Here is a 13,197-nt window from a genome sequence, read left to right as displayed (position 1 = left end):
CCCGGAGCATCCGCCTCCACAATTCTCTTACGGAATATTCAACTTCCGTACAACCATGCCCCTGCGTGCCGAGTCCGACCCACCGGAGCCAACCGGCTCACCGATCACTACGCACGCAGGGGAACACATGCGTATGCGCGCCTCTGTCGCCGTCGTCGGCGGCGCTCTGGCCCTGTCCGCCCTCGCCGTCCCGGCCGCGCAGGCCGACGGCGGCTACGGCGACACCAGGATCACCGAGGTGGTCGTGGACGGCGACAACAAGGTGTCCATGGGCGTCTCCAGCCCGGTCACCCTCAAGGTCAGCGTCACGGCCACCGACGACTCGGGCATCGAGGACGCCGAGTACTTCACGCTCAACGGGCCCGACTACGGCATCGAGACGACCGGCAAGCCCACGTGCACGGCCGTGAACTCCACCACCTCCACCTGCACCGCCTCGGTCACGGTCGACCCGAAGGTCGACTACTACAGCAACAAGAACGCCGGCACCTGGTACGTCGACGCGTTCGTCAACGCCGAGGACGGCGACTTCGTCTGGAAGGAGAAGGCCGGTTCCTTCTGGTTCCAGCGCGCCGCGAGGCTCACGGTCAACGCCGCCCCGGAGCCGGTGAAGAAGGGCAGGACCCTCACCGTCACCGGCGCCCTCACCCGCGCCAACTGGGAGTCGCTGAAGTACGGCGCCTACGGCTCGCAGTCCGTCAAGCTCCAGTTCCGCAAGAAGGGTTCGAGCACCTACAGCACGCTGAAGACCATCACGGCGGACTCCGCGGGCAACCTGAGGACCACCACCACGGCGACGGTCGACGGCTACTACCGCTTCTCCTTCGCGGGCAACTCGACCACCTCCGCGGTCAGCGCCGCCGGTGACTTCGTCGACGTGCAGTAGCCAGCCGGTTAATCCACCGGAAACTCACTGCTTCATCCGTACAACCACTCCATTCCTTCACGGGTCTGACCACGCGAGTCGACTGACTCCTTGGTCATTTGGACCCCGTGTCCACTTTCTCCACACAGGGGAACGCATGCGCATACGTGCCACCGTGGCCGCCGTCACCGGCGCCCTGGCCCTCTCCGCTCTTGTCATGCCGGCCGCCCAGGCCGCCGGCGGCTCGGCGACGCCGTCCAAGGCGGACATCCTGAAGATCCGTGAGGCCGCTCAGGCCGCCTCCTCGGGCAAGACCGCGTTCGCCGCCTCGGACGACACCGACGCCCCGTACCCGATGGACGTCACCTTCTCCAACTTCAAGATCGCCGGGGCGGTGAAGGTCGGAACGACCAACCACGTCTCCACCACGGTCACCTACACGATGACCCACGGCACGGACGTCGACATCACCGCCGACGACTTCGTCACCGGCCCCTACATCTACAAGGGCTCGTTCGACACGCCGGACAACATGCTGTTCGGCGACTACCCGGCCACCTGCACGGAAACCTCGTCGACCACCGCCAGCTGCAAGGGCAACATCGACGTCTACCCGGCCGACGGCGAGCTCTTGAACTCCGACGCGGGTACGTGGCACGGCGCGGCCCTCGCCATCGCCTACAACGGCCAGGACCCGAGCAGCCCCGACTTCGACATCACCAAGGTCGGTTACGCCGACCAGGGCGACCTGGGCACCACGCTGGTCCAGCGCTACTCCAAGCTGACGGTCAACGCCTCGCCGGAGCCGGTGGCGAAGGGCAAGACCATCACGGTCACCGGCAAGCTCTCCCGGGCCAACTGGGAGGACAACCAGTACCACGGGTACACGAACCAGCCGGTCAAGCTGCAGTTCCGCAAGTACGGCACGAGCACCTACAGCACCCTCAAGACGGTGTACACGGACTCGTACGGCAACCTGAAGACCACCACCACCGCCAACTACGACGGCTACTGGCGCTTCTCCTTCGCGGGCACCTCGACCACCCCGGCGGTCAACGCCACGGGCGACTTCGTCGACGTGCGGTAATGGGCCGGTAAGCGCGGCACAAAATCTGGTCCGCGGGGGCACCGGCCGTACAACCGGCGGCCTCCCCCGCGGATCTGATCGCGTGAGTCAACCGACTCCACGATCACTTCTCCCTCCAGGGGAAAACGCACATGCGCATACGTGCCACCGTGGCCGCCGTCTCCGGCGCCCTGGCCCTCACCGCCCTCGCAGTCCCGGCCGCGCAGGCCGTCACCGACTCGGGCGCGCCGTACACGCTGAACGCCAGCTTCTCCAACGTCTCGATCGCCAAGTCGATCAAGGTGGGCACCACCAACGAGGTGACCGTCGCGTACTCGTACACGCTGACGCACGGCACCGACGTCGACATCGCCGCGAAGGACTTCTACACGGACGCCTTCCTCTACCACGGCACCTACAGCGACACCGCGCCCGAGCTGTACGGCGACAACCCGGCGACCTGCACCGCCACCTCGTCGACGACGGCCACCTGCAAGGGGTCCGTCAACATCTACCCGGCCGACGGCGACCTGAAGAACGCCTGGGCCGGCAGCTGGAGCGTGGCCGCCGAGGCCGTCGCCTTCAACGGCCAGGACCCGAACAACCCCGACATGAGCAAGGTCGGCTTCAAGGACCAGAGCGGCCTCGGCACCAGCCTGGTGCAGCGCTACTCCAAGCTGACGACCACGGTGAGCTCGACGTCCGTCTACAAGGGCAAGAGCGTCACCGTGTCGGGCAAGCTGACGCGGGCCGACTGGGAGCACCACACGTACAACAACTTCGGCGGCCAGCCCGTCAAGCTCCAGTTCCGCAAGGCCGGCACGAGCACGTACACCACGATCAAGACGGTGACCACCGACTCGTACGGCAACGCGAAGACCACCGCCACCGTCAACTCCAGCGGCTACTGGCGCTACTCCTTCGCGGGCGTCTCCACGACCCCGGCGGTCAGCGCCACGGGCGTGTACGTGGGCGCGAAGTGACGTAGCGCCCCCTAAGGGGCGCGGGGAACTGCGCGACCAGCCACGGCGGACCCGCAGTTCCCCTCCGGCGTCCATCACCCGGACGTCGCCGGCCCCGGATCAGCGCAGCGCCTCGCGGCGGTCGACCCACTTCCACAGGAACTCCAGGGCGGCCGCCGCCACCACCGCGATGCCGACGGCGGTCCACGGCATCGTGACCCCCACCAGCTTCAGCGCGAAGAAGCCCTGCAGCGCCGGGACGGCCAGGACCAGCAGGAACGCCACCCCCATCGCGGCCACCAGGGTCACCCGCCACCAGGTGTAGGGGCGGGCGATGATCGCCAGGATCCACATGGAGACCAGGAAGAGGGTCAGCGTCGCCGCGCTGGTCTCCGCGTCCAGCTGGCCGGTTCCCGTGTAGTGGTCGCGGGCGACCAGGTACGTCACGAAGGTCGCCGCCCCCGCCACCACCCCGCCCGGGATCGAGTACCGCATGACCCTGCGCACGAAGTGCGGTTTCGCCCGCTCCTTGTTGGGCGCCAGGGCCAGGAAGAACGCCGGGACGCCGATGGTGAGGGTGGACAGCAGGGTCAGGTGTCTCGGCAGGAAGGGGTAGGCGACCTGCGCGCAGACCACCAGGACGGCCAGCAGCACCGAGTAGACGGTCTTCACCAGGAACAGCGTCGCCACGCGCGTGATGTTGCCGATCACCCGGCGGCCCTCGCCGACCACCGACGGCAGGCTGGCGAAGCTGTTGTCCAGCAGCACGATCTGCGCCACCGCCCGCGTCGCCTCCGAGCCGGAGCCCATGGCGACCCCGATGTCGGAGTCCTTCAGGGCGAGCACGTCGTTCACGCCGTCGCCGGTCATCGCGACCGTGTGCCCGTGCGACTGCAGGGCGCCGACCATGTCCCGCTTCTGCCGCGGGGTGACCCGCCCGAAGATCGTCCCCCGGTCCAGCGCGTCCGCCATCCCCGCCCGGTCGGCGGGCAGGTGCCGCGCGTCCACCGTCGTACCGTCCAGGCCCAGCTTGGCGGCGACCGCGCCGACCGAGACCGCGTTGTCGCCGGAGATGACCTTGGCGCGGACGTTCTGGTCCGCGAAGTAGCGCAGGGTGTCGGCGGCGTCCGGCCGCAGCCGCTGTTCCAGGACGACGAGGGCGGTGGGGCGGGCGCCGCGGGCCGGCTCGGGGTCGTCCAGGTCGCGGCTCGCCCGGGTCAGCAGCAGCACCCGCAGGCCCTGCTCGTTGAGGCGCCCGGTCTCGGCCAGGGCCGGGTCGCCGTCGGCGAGCAGGACGTCCGGGGCGCCCAGCAGCCAGGTGCTGATCTCGCCGTCGGCCTCGCTGAACGCGGCCCCGCTGTACTTGCGGGCCGAGGAGAAGGGCACCGACTCCACGCACCGCCATTCCTCGGTGTCCGGGCAGGCGTCGATGATGGCCTTCAGGGAGGCGTTGGGGCGCGGGTCGGACTCGCCGAGGGCGCCGAGCACCTTGCGCACGTACCCCTCGTCGGCCCCGTCGAGCGGCCGCAGCTCGGTGACGTCCATGCCGCCCTCGGTGAGCGTGCCGGTCTTGTCCAGGCAGACGGTGTCGACGCGGGCCAGCCCCTCGATCGCCGGCAGCTCCTGCACCAGGCACTGTTTCCGGCCGAGCCGGATGACCCCGATGGCGAAGGCGACCGAGGTGAGCAGGACCAGCCCCTCCGGGACCATCGGGACGATGCCGCCGACCGTGCGGGCGATGGAGTCCTTGAAGCCGTTGCTCTGGACGACGAGCTGGGTGACGACGAGCCCGACGGCCGCCGGGACCATCATCCAGGTGACGTACTTGAGGATCGTGGAGATGCCGGTGCGCAGCTCGGAGTGGACCAGGGTGAAGCGGGAGGCCTCCTCGGCGAGCTGGGCGGCGTAGGCCTCGCGGCCGACCTTGGTCGCCTGGAAGGCGCCGCCGCCCGCGACGACGAAGCTGCCGGACATGACCGCGTCGCCGGGACGCTTGACGACGGGGTCGGCCTCGCCGGTGAGCAGCGACTCGTCGATCTCCAGCCCGTCGGCCTCGACGCACACGCCGTCCACCACGACCTTGTCCCCGGGCCCGATCTCGATCAGGTCGTCCAGCACGATCTCGCTGGTGGCCACCTCGGCGGCGGTGCCGTCCCGGCGTACCGTCGGCCGGGCCTCCCCGATCACCGCGAGCGAGTCGAGGGTCTGCTTGGCCCGCCACTCCTGGACGATGCCGATGCCGGTGTTGGCGAGGATCACGAAGCCGAAGAGGCTGTCCTGGATCGGCGCGACGAACAGCATGATCAGCCAGAGCACGCCGATGATCGCGTTGAACCGGGTGAGGACGTTCGCCCGGACGATCCCGCCCAGCGACCTGCTGCTGCGCACCGGTACGTCGTTGACCTGGCCGCGGGTGACGCGCTCCGCGACTTCGGCACCGGTCAGCCCTGCCGACCTGGTCATCGGTAGGGCCACCGGATGCACGGGGTCGAGTTCCGCTCCCGCGTCTATGTGGGTCATGCCATCGACGGTACGTGCGGATTTGCCCGCCTGCCCGCTTTACGGGTTACTCGGCCGCCGTCGACTGCAGGGTGGCCGAGCGCTTGATCGCCGCGTCCCGCTTGCGTACGTACCAGATGCCGATCAGGCCCAGCCCGCCTCCGGCCAGGCAGGTCCACAGCCACCACAGATGCCCGTGGTCCTCGAACCAGCCGTAGAAGGGGAGCTGGACGAGGAAGAGGACGAACCAGACGATCGTGCCGCCGGTGATGGTGGCGACCACGGGGCCCTCCAGGGGCTCGGGCGCCTCGTGCTTGGGGGTCCACTTGGCCATGGGGCACAGCTTACGAGGCGACCGCTTCCTCGCCGCTTTCCGATCTGTCTACGCGCGGAGATAGCGATCTCGCGCTTATGTGTTCATACTGAAACCGTTTGTCTTTGGCCGCTTCTGTTCGTATGAAACTCCAACGGGGCTCGGGGGAACCCCGTCGGTGATGAGGTCTCGCATGTCCACCTCGGCTCCCGCCAAGGTCCCCACCCCCGAAATCCCGGGCGGTGCGCCCGCCCAGGGCGCCCTCGACCGCTACTTCAGGATCTCCGAGCGCGGCAGTTCCGTCGCCCGGGAGATCCGCGGTGGTTTCGCCACCTTCTTCGCGATGGCGTACATCATCGTGCTGAACCCGATCATCCTCGGCAGCGCGAAGGACATGTACGGGCACCACCTGGACAACGGCCAGCTGGTCACGGCGACCGCGCTGACGGCCGCGTTCACCACGCTGCTGATGGGCGTCATCGGCAACGTCCCGATCGCGCTCGCCGCCGGCCTCGGCGTGAACTCGGTGGTCGCCCTCCAGCTGGCGCCCCGGATGTCCTGGCCGGACGCGATGGGCATGGTCGTCCTGGCCGGGTTCGTGGTCATGCTGCTGGTCGCCACGGGTCTGCGCGAGCGCGTGATGAACGCCGTGCCGTTCGGGCTGCGCAAGGCGATCTCGATCGGTATCGGCCTGTTCATCATGCTGATCGGCCTGGTCGACTCCGGCTTCGTCACCCGGATGCCGGACGCCGCCCAGACCACCGTCCCCGTCCAGCTCGGCGTGGGCGGTCACCTGCACGGCTGGCCGGTGCTGATCTTCATCCTGGGCGCGCTGCTCACCTTCGCGCTGATCGTCCGCAAGGTGCCGGGCGCGATCCTGATCTCGATCGTCGGCATGACCGTCCTCGCGGTGATCGTCAACGCGGTCACCACGATCCCGTCCTGGGGCCTGACGGTGCCGAAGTGGCCGGGCAACCCGGTCGCCAGCCCCGACTTCGGCCTGGTCGGCCAGGTGAGCCTGTTCGGCGGCTTCTCCAAGGTCGGCGTGCTGACCGGCGTCCTCTTCGTCTTCACGGTCCTGCTGTCGTGCTTCTTCGACGCGATGGGCACGATCATGGGCGTCAGCGACGAGGCCAAGCTGACCGACGCCGAGGGCTACATGCCGGGCATCAACAAGGTCCTGTTCATCGACGGCCTCGCGGTCGCGGCGGGCGGCGCCAGCTCCTCCTCGGCCACCACCGCGTTCGTGGAGTCCACGGCCGGTGTCGGCGAGGGCGCCCGCACGGGCCTCGCCAACGTCGTCACGGGCGGTCTCTTCGCCGTCGCGCTGTTCCTCACCCCGGTCGCCACGATGGTCCCGTCCCAGGCGGCGACCCCGGCGCTGATCGCGGTCGGTTTCCTGATCCTGTCCAACTCGATCAAGGAGATCGACTGGGCGGACTACACCATCGCGATCCCGGCGTTCGTGACGATGCTGCTGATGCCGTTCACCTACTCGATCACCAACGGCATCGGCATGGGCTTCATCACCTTCACGGTGCTGCGCCTGGCCGCCGGCCGGTTCCGGGAGATCCCGGCCGCGATGTATGTCGTCTCGGCGGTCTTCGCCTTCTACTACCTGATGCCGGCCCTGGGCTTGACCTGAGCCTTCTGCGGTTTCTCCGGCGTCAGGGTGACGCCGTAGAACCGCTCCGTCTCCTCGACGGCGGCCTTGAACCGCTCGTCGAAGTCGTCCCGGATGAGCGTGCGGACCACATAGTCCTGCACGCTCATTCCTCTTTTCGCCGCGTGCTGCCGGAGTCTTTCGAGCAGCTCTCCGTCTACGCGCAGGCTGAGCACACTGGTCGCCATGCGTACGAGGGTCGCCATATCCGGCCACCCCATGCGTCACATTCGGCAACTGACTCACCCATTTGGGTGATCGATTGGTTCAGTGGCGGGCATCACGGGCATCCGGGCGTGTCGAGGTGGTCTTTAGCGAGAGTAATGAGTTACTCTAAAGAACATGCCGGACCTCACCCATGGCGACGACGCTGCCGCCGTGAACTCCCTCCGTTCCGCCGTGATGCGGTTGTCCCGTCGGCTCAAGCACCAGCGGGTCGACGAGTCGCTGAGCCCCACCGAGATGTCGGTGCTCGGCACCCTGGCCCGCTGCGGCTCGGCCACCCCGGGCGAGCTCGCCCGCAAGGAGCACGTCCAGCCACCGTCGATGACCCGCATCGTCGCGCTGCTCGAAGCCAAGGGGCTGGTCCGGCTGGAGCCGCATCCCGAGGACCGGCGCCAGAAGGTCGTCACCCAGACCGAGCAGGCCGAGGCGATGCTCGAGGAGAGCCGCCGCAAGCGCAACGCGTTCCTGGCCGGCCTGGTCGAGGGCCTCGACGAGGACGAGTGGGCCAAGCTGCGCGCCGCCGCCCCCGTGCTGGAGAAGCTCGCACACCTGTAAGCAAGCCGTCCGAAGGAGGCGAACGTCTTTGAGTACGGGATCCGGAACACCTTCCGCCCCCGCACCGACCGCCACTACTACCCACGCCGCCCGCAAGGGCTCGATGTTCAGCTCGCTGAAGATCCGGAACTACCGCCTCTTCTTCCTGGGCCAGATCGTCTCCAACACCGGCACCTGGATGCAGCGCATCGCCCAGGACTGGCTCGTCCTCAGTCTCACCGGCTCCTCCGCCGCGGTGGGCATCACGACGGCCCTGCAGTTCCTGCCGATGCTCCTCTTCGGCCTCTACGGCGGAGTCCTGGTCGACCGCCTCCCCAAGCGCCCCACGCTGCTGGTCACACAGGCCTCCATGGCCGTGACGGGCCTGGCGCTCGCCTTCCTCACGCTCACCGGCCACGTCCAGGTCTGGCACGTCTACGTCGCCGCCTTCGCCGTCGGGCTCGCCACGGTGCTCGACAACCCGGCCCGCCAGTCCTTCGTCTCCGAGATGGTCGGCCCCGAGCAGCTGCAGAACGCGGTCAGCCTGAACTCGGCCAACTTCCAGTCCGCCCGCCTGGTCGGCCCCGCCGTCGCCGGTGTGATGATCACCGGTGTGGGCACCGGCTGGGCGTTCCTCGCCAACGGCCTGTCCTTCGTCGCGCCCATCGCCGGTCTGCTGCTGATGCGCTCCCGCGAACTGCACGTGGTCCAGCGCGCGCCGCGCGGCAAGGGCCAGCTGCGGGAAGGTCTCCAGTACGTGGCCGGGCGCCCGGAGCTGATCTGGCCGATCGTCCTCGTCGGCTTCATCGGCACCTTCGGCTTCAACTTCCCGGTGTGGCTGTCGGCCTACGCGAACGGCGTCTTCCACTCCGGCGCCGGCTCCTACAGTCTCTTCAACACCCTGATGGCCGTCGGCTCCCTGTGCGGCGCCCTGCTGGCCGCCCGGCGCGGCACGGCCCGGCTGCGCGTCCTGATCGCCGCCGCGCTGGCCTTCGGCACGCTGGAGGTGGTGGCCGCACTGGCCCCGTCGTACTGGCTGTTCGCGCTGCTCATGGTCCCGATCGGGGTCTTCGGCCTGACGGTCAACGTCACCGCGAACACCGCCGTGCAGATGGCCACCGACCCGGCCATGCGCGGCCGGGTGATGTCCCTGTTCATGATGGTGTTCATGGGCGGCACGCCGCTGGGCGCGCCGGTCGTCGGCTGGATCACCGACACCTGCGGCCCCCGGGTCGGCTTCGCCCTCGGCGGCCTGGTCTCGGCCGCGGCCGCCGCGGGTATCGGCCTGGTCCTGGCCCGCATCGGCGGTCTGCGCCTGGCGGTGGGCTGGCACCACGGCCACCCGCGGGTCCGCTTCGTACCGCGCGAGCGGGAGCGGCTGGCCACGGCGGCGTAGCGGTCACGGCTGCCGTGGTCGTACGGCTGTGCGGCTGCGTGTCGATCACCGGTGTGATTGGCACTGTATGAGATTACTTCTGCCCGTACGCCCCATTTGGCACCCGTATGGGACAGGAGCATCCGCATGGCATCACAGGTTTCGACCCCGAGATCCCTCCCCCGCGTGCGCGGGCTGGCGGCGGTCGCGCTGACCCTCGGCGCGGTCGGCGCGCTCGCCGCCGCCGTGCCGTCCGGGGCCGTGGGCGCATCGCACCGGGCCGACCACGGCTTCCGGGAGCGCGATCTCGTCTCCGACCTGGCAGGCAGGGCGGAGCTACAGGACGAGAACCTGGTCAACCCCTGGGGCCTCGTCCGCACGCCGAGCGGTGCGATCAGGGTCGCCAACAACGGAACCAGCACGTCCACGGTGTACTCGGGTGCCCGGGACGGTGGGCCCGTCACCGCCCTCACACCCGTGATCCGGCTCCCCGAGGACGCCGACCCGACCGGGATCGTGCGCAACGACACCGGCGCCTTCCGCTTGAGCGCCTTCGGAAGGTCCGGTCCCGCGCGGTACATCTTCGCCGGGGAGGGCGGCCGCCTCTTCGCGTCCAGCCCGAACGTGGATCCGACGCGCGCCGTCCAGGTCGCGAAGGTGAAGAACGCCGTGTTCAAGGGCCTGACGCTGGTGGACTGCCAGAAGAGGGACGCGAAGGGCACGGATTGCTGGACGCGCCCCGCGCGGCAGGCGCGCCTTCTCGTCGCGAACTTCCGCGCCGCGCGCATCGACGTCTTCGACAGCGACTTCAAGCGGGTGAGGCTGACCGCCGGCGCGTTCCGCGACCCGCGTCTCCCCGCCGGCTACGCGCCCTTCGACGTCAAGAAGATCGGTGAGCGGGTCTTCGTGACGTACGCCCTGCAGGACGAGGACAAGGAGGACGACGTCCCCGGCGCGGGGCACGGCTTCATCGACGTGTTCACGCCCGGCGGCAGGCTGGTCGAGCGCTTCGCGAGCCGGGGCGTGCTCAACTCGCCCTGGGGCCTGGAGACGGCGCCCAAGGGGTTCGGGAGGTTCGCGGGTGACCTTCTCGTGGGCAACTTCGGCGACGGCCGCATCAACGCCTTCGACCTGAGGACCGGCCGGTTCGAGGGGACCCTGAGGAACCGCAACGGGGAGCCGATCGAGATCGAGGGCCTGTGGGGGCTGCAGCAGGGCACCGACCGGTCCGGCGGCAGGGACAGCGTCTGGTTCGCCGCGGGGATCGAGGACGAAGTGCACGGGCTGCTCGGCACGCTGCGCGCCGAGCGCTGACCCGTCGACCGGGCGTGGGGTGCTCGCCGGCGGTCACACCCGCCGGGCGAGCACCTGCCCCGGCCAGTCGTTCTCGCCGGTGGTGTACGTCTGCGTCGGTGTGAAACCGTTCGCCTCGTAGTAGGCGACGAGCCTGCGGTCGCCGCCCGCGTAGCAGTCCACCCGCAGCAGGCGGACACCGGCCCGGCGGGTCACCTCGGCGGCGTGGGCGAGCAGCGCGGCCCCGGCGCCCTGTCCCTTGAAACGGCGGTCGGAGGCGAGCCAGTGGATGTACCGCTCGGGCTCGCCGGGCGACGGCAGGTGCGACAGGTACGCGCCGGGCGCGTCCGTGAGGGTGAGGGTGGCGGCCGGCACACCGTCGATCTCGGCGAGGTACACGGTGCCCTGCTCCATGAACCCGGCGACCGATTCCGCCACCCTCGGGTTCTCCGACAGCGGCTTGGTGCCCCACTGTCCGGTGCGCCCCTGTGAGACCAGCCACTCCACACTGCTGTCCAGCATGCCGAGTATCGCGGGGATGTCGTCGGGGCCGCCTTCACGGATGGTGATCGTCATGGGGTCATCCTGCCCGCGCGGGTCTGCCAAGGTGAAGGCATGAGACTCTTCGCCGCGGTGCTCCCTCCGGAGCACGTCGTCCATGAACTCGCCGTCGAGGTCGCCAAGTTGAAGCGCCTGCCCGGAGCGGAGCGGCTGCGCTGGACCAACCGCCCGGGCTGGCACTTCACCCTCGCCTTCTACGGCGAGGTCGCCGACGACCTCGTACCGGACCTGTCGGACCGCCTGGCCCGCGCGGCCCACCGCACCGCGCCCTTCGACCTGGCGCTCTCCGGCGGCGGCCAGTTCGGGCACGGCAAGGCCCTGTGGACCGGCGCGTACGGCGAGGTGGAGGCGATGCGGCTGCTCGCCGACCGTGCGGAGGCGGCGGCGCGGAAGGCGGGCGTGCCGATGGGGGAGCACCGGCGGTACAAGGCCCACCTGACGGTGGCGCGGAGCCGGGACTCGGTGGACGTACGGCCGTATGTCGATCTGCTCCGCGAGTTCACCAGCGGGACCTGGACGGTGAACGAGCTGGTGCTGGTGCGGAGCAACCTGCCGCGGTCGGGGGCGGTGGGGGAGCAGCCGCGCTATGAGGCGGTCGCCCGCTGGGCACTGGGTGCCTCCGGTTAGGCTCGGATACGTGGACCCGAAGACCCGGAACCGGATCATGGCCGGTGTGCTTGTGCTGATGTTCGTAGTGGTGGCCGTCTCGGCGGCCGTCAGGTAGTGGCCCGACGGCGGAGCCGCATGTCACATGCAGCCCCGCCGCCTCCACGGGGCGCCGGCCCCCTCCCGGAACTACCAGGCGAAGGCCTCCGGGGACGGACCCGTGCCCGGGAAGATCTCGTCCAGGCCCGCCAGCAGTTCCTCGCTCAGCTCCAGCTCCGAAGCCCTGACCGCGGACTCCAGCTGCTCGGCCGTGCGCGGACCGACGATGGGACCCGTCACACCCGGACGGGTGAGCAGCCAGGCCAGGGCCACCTCGCCGGGCTCCAGGCCGTGCTTGTCGACCAGGTCCTCGTACGCCTGGATCTGGGCGCGGGCGGCCGGGTCCTTGAGGGTGTCGGCGGCCCGGCCGGTGGCGCGGCGGCCGCCCTGGACCTCCTTCTTGATGATCCCACCGAGCAGGCCGCCGTGCAGCGGCGACCACGGGATGACCCCGAGGCCGTAGTCCTGCGCGGCCGGGATGACCTCCATCTCGGCGCGGCGCTCGGCCAGGTTGTACAGGCACTGCTCGCTGACCAGGCCGATGGTGCCGCCGCGGCGGGCGGCGATCTCGTTGGCCTGGGCGATCTTGTAGCCGGGGAAGTTGGAGGAGCCGGCGTAGAGGATCTTGCCCTGCTGGACCAGGGTGTCGATGGCCTGCCAGATCTCCTCGAACGGGGTGCTGCGGTCGATGTGGTGGAACTGGTAGAGATCGATGTAGTCGGTCTGCAGCCGCTTCAGGCTGGCGTCCACGGCCCGGCGGATGTTCAGCGCGGAGAGCTTGTCGTGGTTGGGCCAGACGGACTCGCCGTCGGGGGCCATGTTGCCGTAGACCTTGGTGGCGAGGACGACCTTGTCGCGGCGCTCGCCCTTGGCGAACCAGTTGCCGATGATCGTCTCGGTGCGGCCCTTGTTCTCGCCCCAGCCGTACACGTTGGCCGTGTCGAAGAAGTTGATGCCCGCGTCCAGCGCCGCGTCCATGATGGTGTGGCTGTCGGCCTCGTCGGTCTGCGGCCCGAAGTTCATCGTCCCGAGGACCAGTCGGCTGACCTTGAGTCCCGTGCGTCCAAGCTGCGTGTACTTCATGGTCCTCTAGCCAACGGCTTGAAGTGCGCTCTATGCAAGGGCTTTCGGGGCCT

Annotated in this window: 13 protein-coding genes; 8 read left to right on the top strand and 5 right to left on the bottom strand. The window is 69.4% G+C overall.

Going from position 1 to position 13,197, the window contains the following annotated elements; all coding sequences use genetic code 11:
• Window positions 1-127: 127 nt before the first annotated feature.
• From ACQPXS_RS22305 to ACQPXS_RS22295, 3 genes are all read left to right on the top strand, one after another.
• The gene (locus tag ACQPXS_RS22305; RefSeq protein WP_433451078.1) at window positions 128-886 is read left to right on the top strand and encodes a calcium-binding protein; all 759 of its coding nucleotides are present in this window, start codon (window positions 128-130) and stop codon (window positions 884-886) included.
• Between the two features lie 136 nt (window positions 887-1,022).
• Window positions 1,023-1,952, top strand: coding sequence for a hypothetical protein (locus tag ACQPXS_RS22300; RefSeq protein WP_433451077.1), 930 nt, complete (start codon window positions 1,023-1,025; stop codon window positions 1,950-1,952).
• A gap of 131 nt (window positions 1,953-2,083) precedes the next feature.
• Window positions 2,084-2,914: a hypothetical protein gene (locus ACQPXS_RS22295; RefSeq protein WP_433451076.1), complete on the top strand. Its 831-nt coding sequence runs from the start codon at window positions 2,084-2,086 to the stop codon at window positions 2,912-2,914.
• Window positions 2,915-3,013: 99 nt separating this feature from the next.
• Here the strand turns inward: ACQPXS_RS22295 and ACQPXS_RS22290 are convergent, their stop codons facing one another.
• Both ACQPXS_RS22290 and ACQPXS_RS22285 read right to left on the bottom strand, forming a co-directional pair.
• Window positions 3,014-5,413 carry an HAD-IC family P-type ATPase gene (locus ACQPXS_RS22290; RefSeq protein WP_433451075.1) on the bottom strand — a complete coding sequence of 800 codons (2,400 nt, stop codon included), beginning with the start codon at window positions 5,411-5,413 and terminating at the stop codon, window positions 3,014-3,016.
• A gap of 46 nt (window positions 5,414-5,459) precedes the next feature.
• Window positions 5,460-5,726: a DUF2530 domain-containing protein gene (locus ACQPXS_RS22285; protein ID WP_351805471.1), complete on the bottom strand. Its 267-nt coding sequence runs from the start codon at window positions 5,724-5,726 to the stop codon at window positions 5,460-5,462.
• 172 nt (window positions 5,727-5,898) lie between these two features.
• On the opposite strand from ACQPXS_RS22285, the gene ACQPXS_RS22280 reads away from it, so the two are divergent.
• Window positions 5,899-7,350: an NCS2 family permease gene (locus ACQPXS_RS22280; RefSeq protein ID WP_433451074.1), complete on the top strand. Its 1,452-nt coding sequence runs from the start codon at window positions 5,899-5,901 to the stop codon at window positions 7,348-7,350.
• Here the strand turns inward: ACQPXS_RS22280 and ACQPXS_RS22275 are convergent.
• On the bottom strand, window positions 7,320-7,589 hold the full coding sequence (locus ACQPXS_RS22275) for a ribbon-helix-helix protein, CopG family (RefSeq protein WP_433451073.1): 270 nt from the start codon (window positions 7,587-7,589) through the stop codon (window positions 7,320-7,322). The genes ACQPXS_RS22280 and ACQPXS_RS22275 overlap by 31 nt on opposite strands.
• Before the next feature lie 121 nt (window positions 7,590-7,710).
• Here ACQPXS_RS22275 and ACQPXS_RS22270 point away from each other — a divergent pair, with 121 nt between their 5' ends.
• From ACQPXS_RS22270 to ACQPXS_RS22260, 3 genes are all read left to right on the top strand, one after another.
• Window positions 7,711-8,148, top strand: coding sequence for a MarR family winged helix-turn-helix transcriptional regulator (locus ACQPXS_RS22270; RefSeq protein WP_351805477.1), 438 nt, complete (start codon window positions 7,711-7,713; stop codon window positions 8,146-8,148).
• A gap of 28 nt (window positions 8,149-8,176) precedes the next feature.
• The gene (locus tag ACQPXS_RS22265) at window positions 8,177-9,523 is read left to right on the top strand and encodes an MFS transporter (protein WP_433451072.1); all 1,347 of its coding nucleotides are present in this window, start codon (window positions 8,177-8,179) and stop codon (window positions 9,521-9,523) included.
• Between the two features lie 126 nt (window positions 9,524-9,649).
• Entirely contained in the window at window positions 9,650-10,816 is a 1,167-nt protein-coding gene (locus ACQPXS_RS22260; RefSeq protein WP_433451071.1) for a TIGR03118 family protein, read from the top strand.
• 33 nt (window positions 10,817-10,849) lie between these two features.
• Here the strand turns inward: ACQPXS_RS22260 and ACQPXS_RS22255 are convergent, their stop codons facing one another.
• Complete coding sequence (locus ACQPXS_RS22255) at window positions 10,850-11,371, bottom strand: GNAT family N-acetyltransferase (protein WP_433451070.1); 522 nt, start codon at window positions 11,369-11,371, stop codon at window positions 10,850-10,852.
• 39 nt (window positions 11,372-11,410) lie between these two features.
• Here ACQPXS_RS22255 and thpR point away from each other — a divergent pair, with 39 nt between their 5' ends.
• Window positions 11,411-11,983: an RNA 2',3'-cyclic phosphodiesterase gene (gene thpR, locus ACQPXS_RS22250; protein ID WP_433451069.1), complete on the top strand. Its 573-nt coding sequence runs from the start codon at window positions 11,411-11,413 to the stop codon at window positions 11,981-11,983.
• 168 nt (window positions 11,984-12,151) lie between these two features.
• On the opposite strand, the gene ACQPXS_RS22245 is transcribed toward thpR, so the two are convergent.
• Complete coding sequence (locus tag ACQPXS_RS22245; RefSeq protein WP_433451068.1) at window positions 12,152-13,144, bottom strand: aldo/keto reductase; 993 nt, start codon at window positions 13,142-13,144, stop codon at window positions 12,152-12,154.
• Window positions 13,145-13,197: the final 53 nt, after the last annotated feature.

Source organism: Streptomyces sp. CA-142005 (assembly GCF_050942335.1).
Lineage (GTDB): Bacteria > Actinomycetota > Actinomycetes > Streptomycetales > Streptomycetaceae > Streptomyces.
Note: the sequence above shows the minus strand (reverse complement) of the source record. Positions and strands in the feature narration are given on the sequence as shown.

Bases quoted from the DNA above. Each gene is read 5' to 3' on its own strand.
- ACQPXS_RS22300 (WP_433451077.1), top strand. From the start codon at position 1,023: ATGCGCATACGTGCCACCGTGGCCGCCGTCACCGGCGCCCTGGCCCTC.
- ACQPXS_RS22245 (WP_433451068.1), bottom strand. From the start codon at position 13,144: ATGAAGTACACGCAGCTTGGACGCACGGGACTCAAGGTCAGCCGACTG.
- ACQPXS_RS22255 (WP_433451070.1), bottom strand. From the start codon at position 11,371: ATGACGATCACCATCCGTGAAGGCGGCCCCGACGACATCCCCGCGATA.
- ACQPXS_RS22305 (WP_433451078.1), top strand. From the start codon at position 128: ATGCGTATGCGCGCCTCTGTCGCCGTCGTCGGCGGCGCTCTGGCCCTG.
- thpR (WP_433451069.1), top strand. From the start codon at position 11,411: ATGAGACTCTTCGCCGCGGTGCTCCCTCCGGAGCACGTCGTCCATGAA.
- ACQPXS_RS22260 (WP_433451071.1), top strand. From the start codon at position 9,650: ATGGCATCACAGGTTTCGACCCCGAGATCCCTCCCCCGCGTGCGCGGG.
- ACQPXS_RS22290 (WP_433451075.1), bottom strand. From the start codon at position 5,413: ATGACCCACATAGACGCGGGAGCGGAACTCGACCCCGTGCATCCGGTG.
- ACQPXS_RS22285 (WP_351805471.1), bottom strand. From the start codon at position 5,726: ATGGCCAAGTGGACCCCCAAGCACGAGGCGCCCGAGCCCCTGGAGGGC.
- ACQPXS_RS22275 (WP_433451073.1), bottom strand. From the start codon at position 7,589: ATGGGGTGGCCGGATATGGCGACCCTCGTACGCATGGCGACCAGTGTG.
- ACQPXS_RS22280 (WP_433451074.1), top strand. From the start codon at position 5,899: ATGTCCACCTCGGCTCCCGCCAAGGTCCCCACCCCCGAAATCCCGGGC.
- ACQPXS_RS22295 (WP_433451076.1), top strand. From the start codon at position 2,084: ATGCGCATACGTGCCACCGTGGCCGCCGTCTCCGGCGCCCTGGCCCTC.
- ACQPXS_RS22270 (WP_351805477.1), top strand. From the start codon at position 7,711: ATGCCGGACCTCACCCATGGCGACGACGCTGCCGCCGTGAACTCCCTC.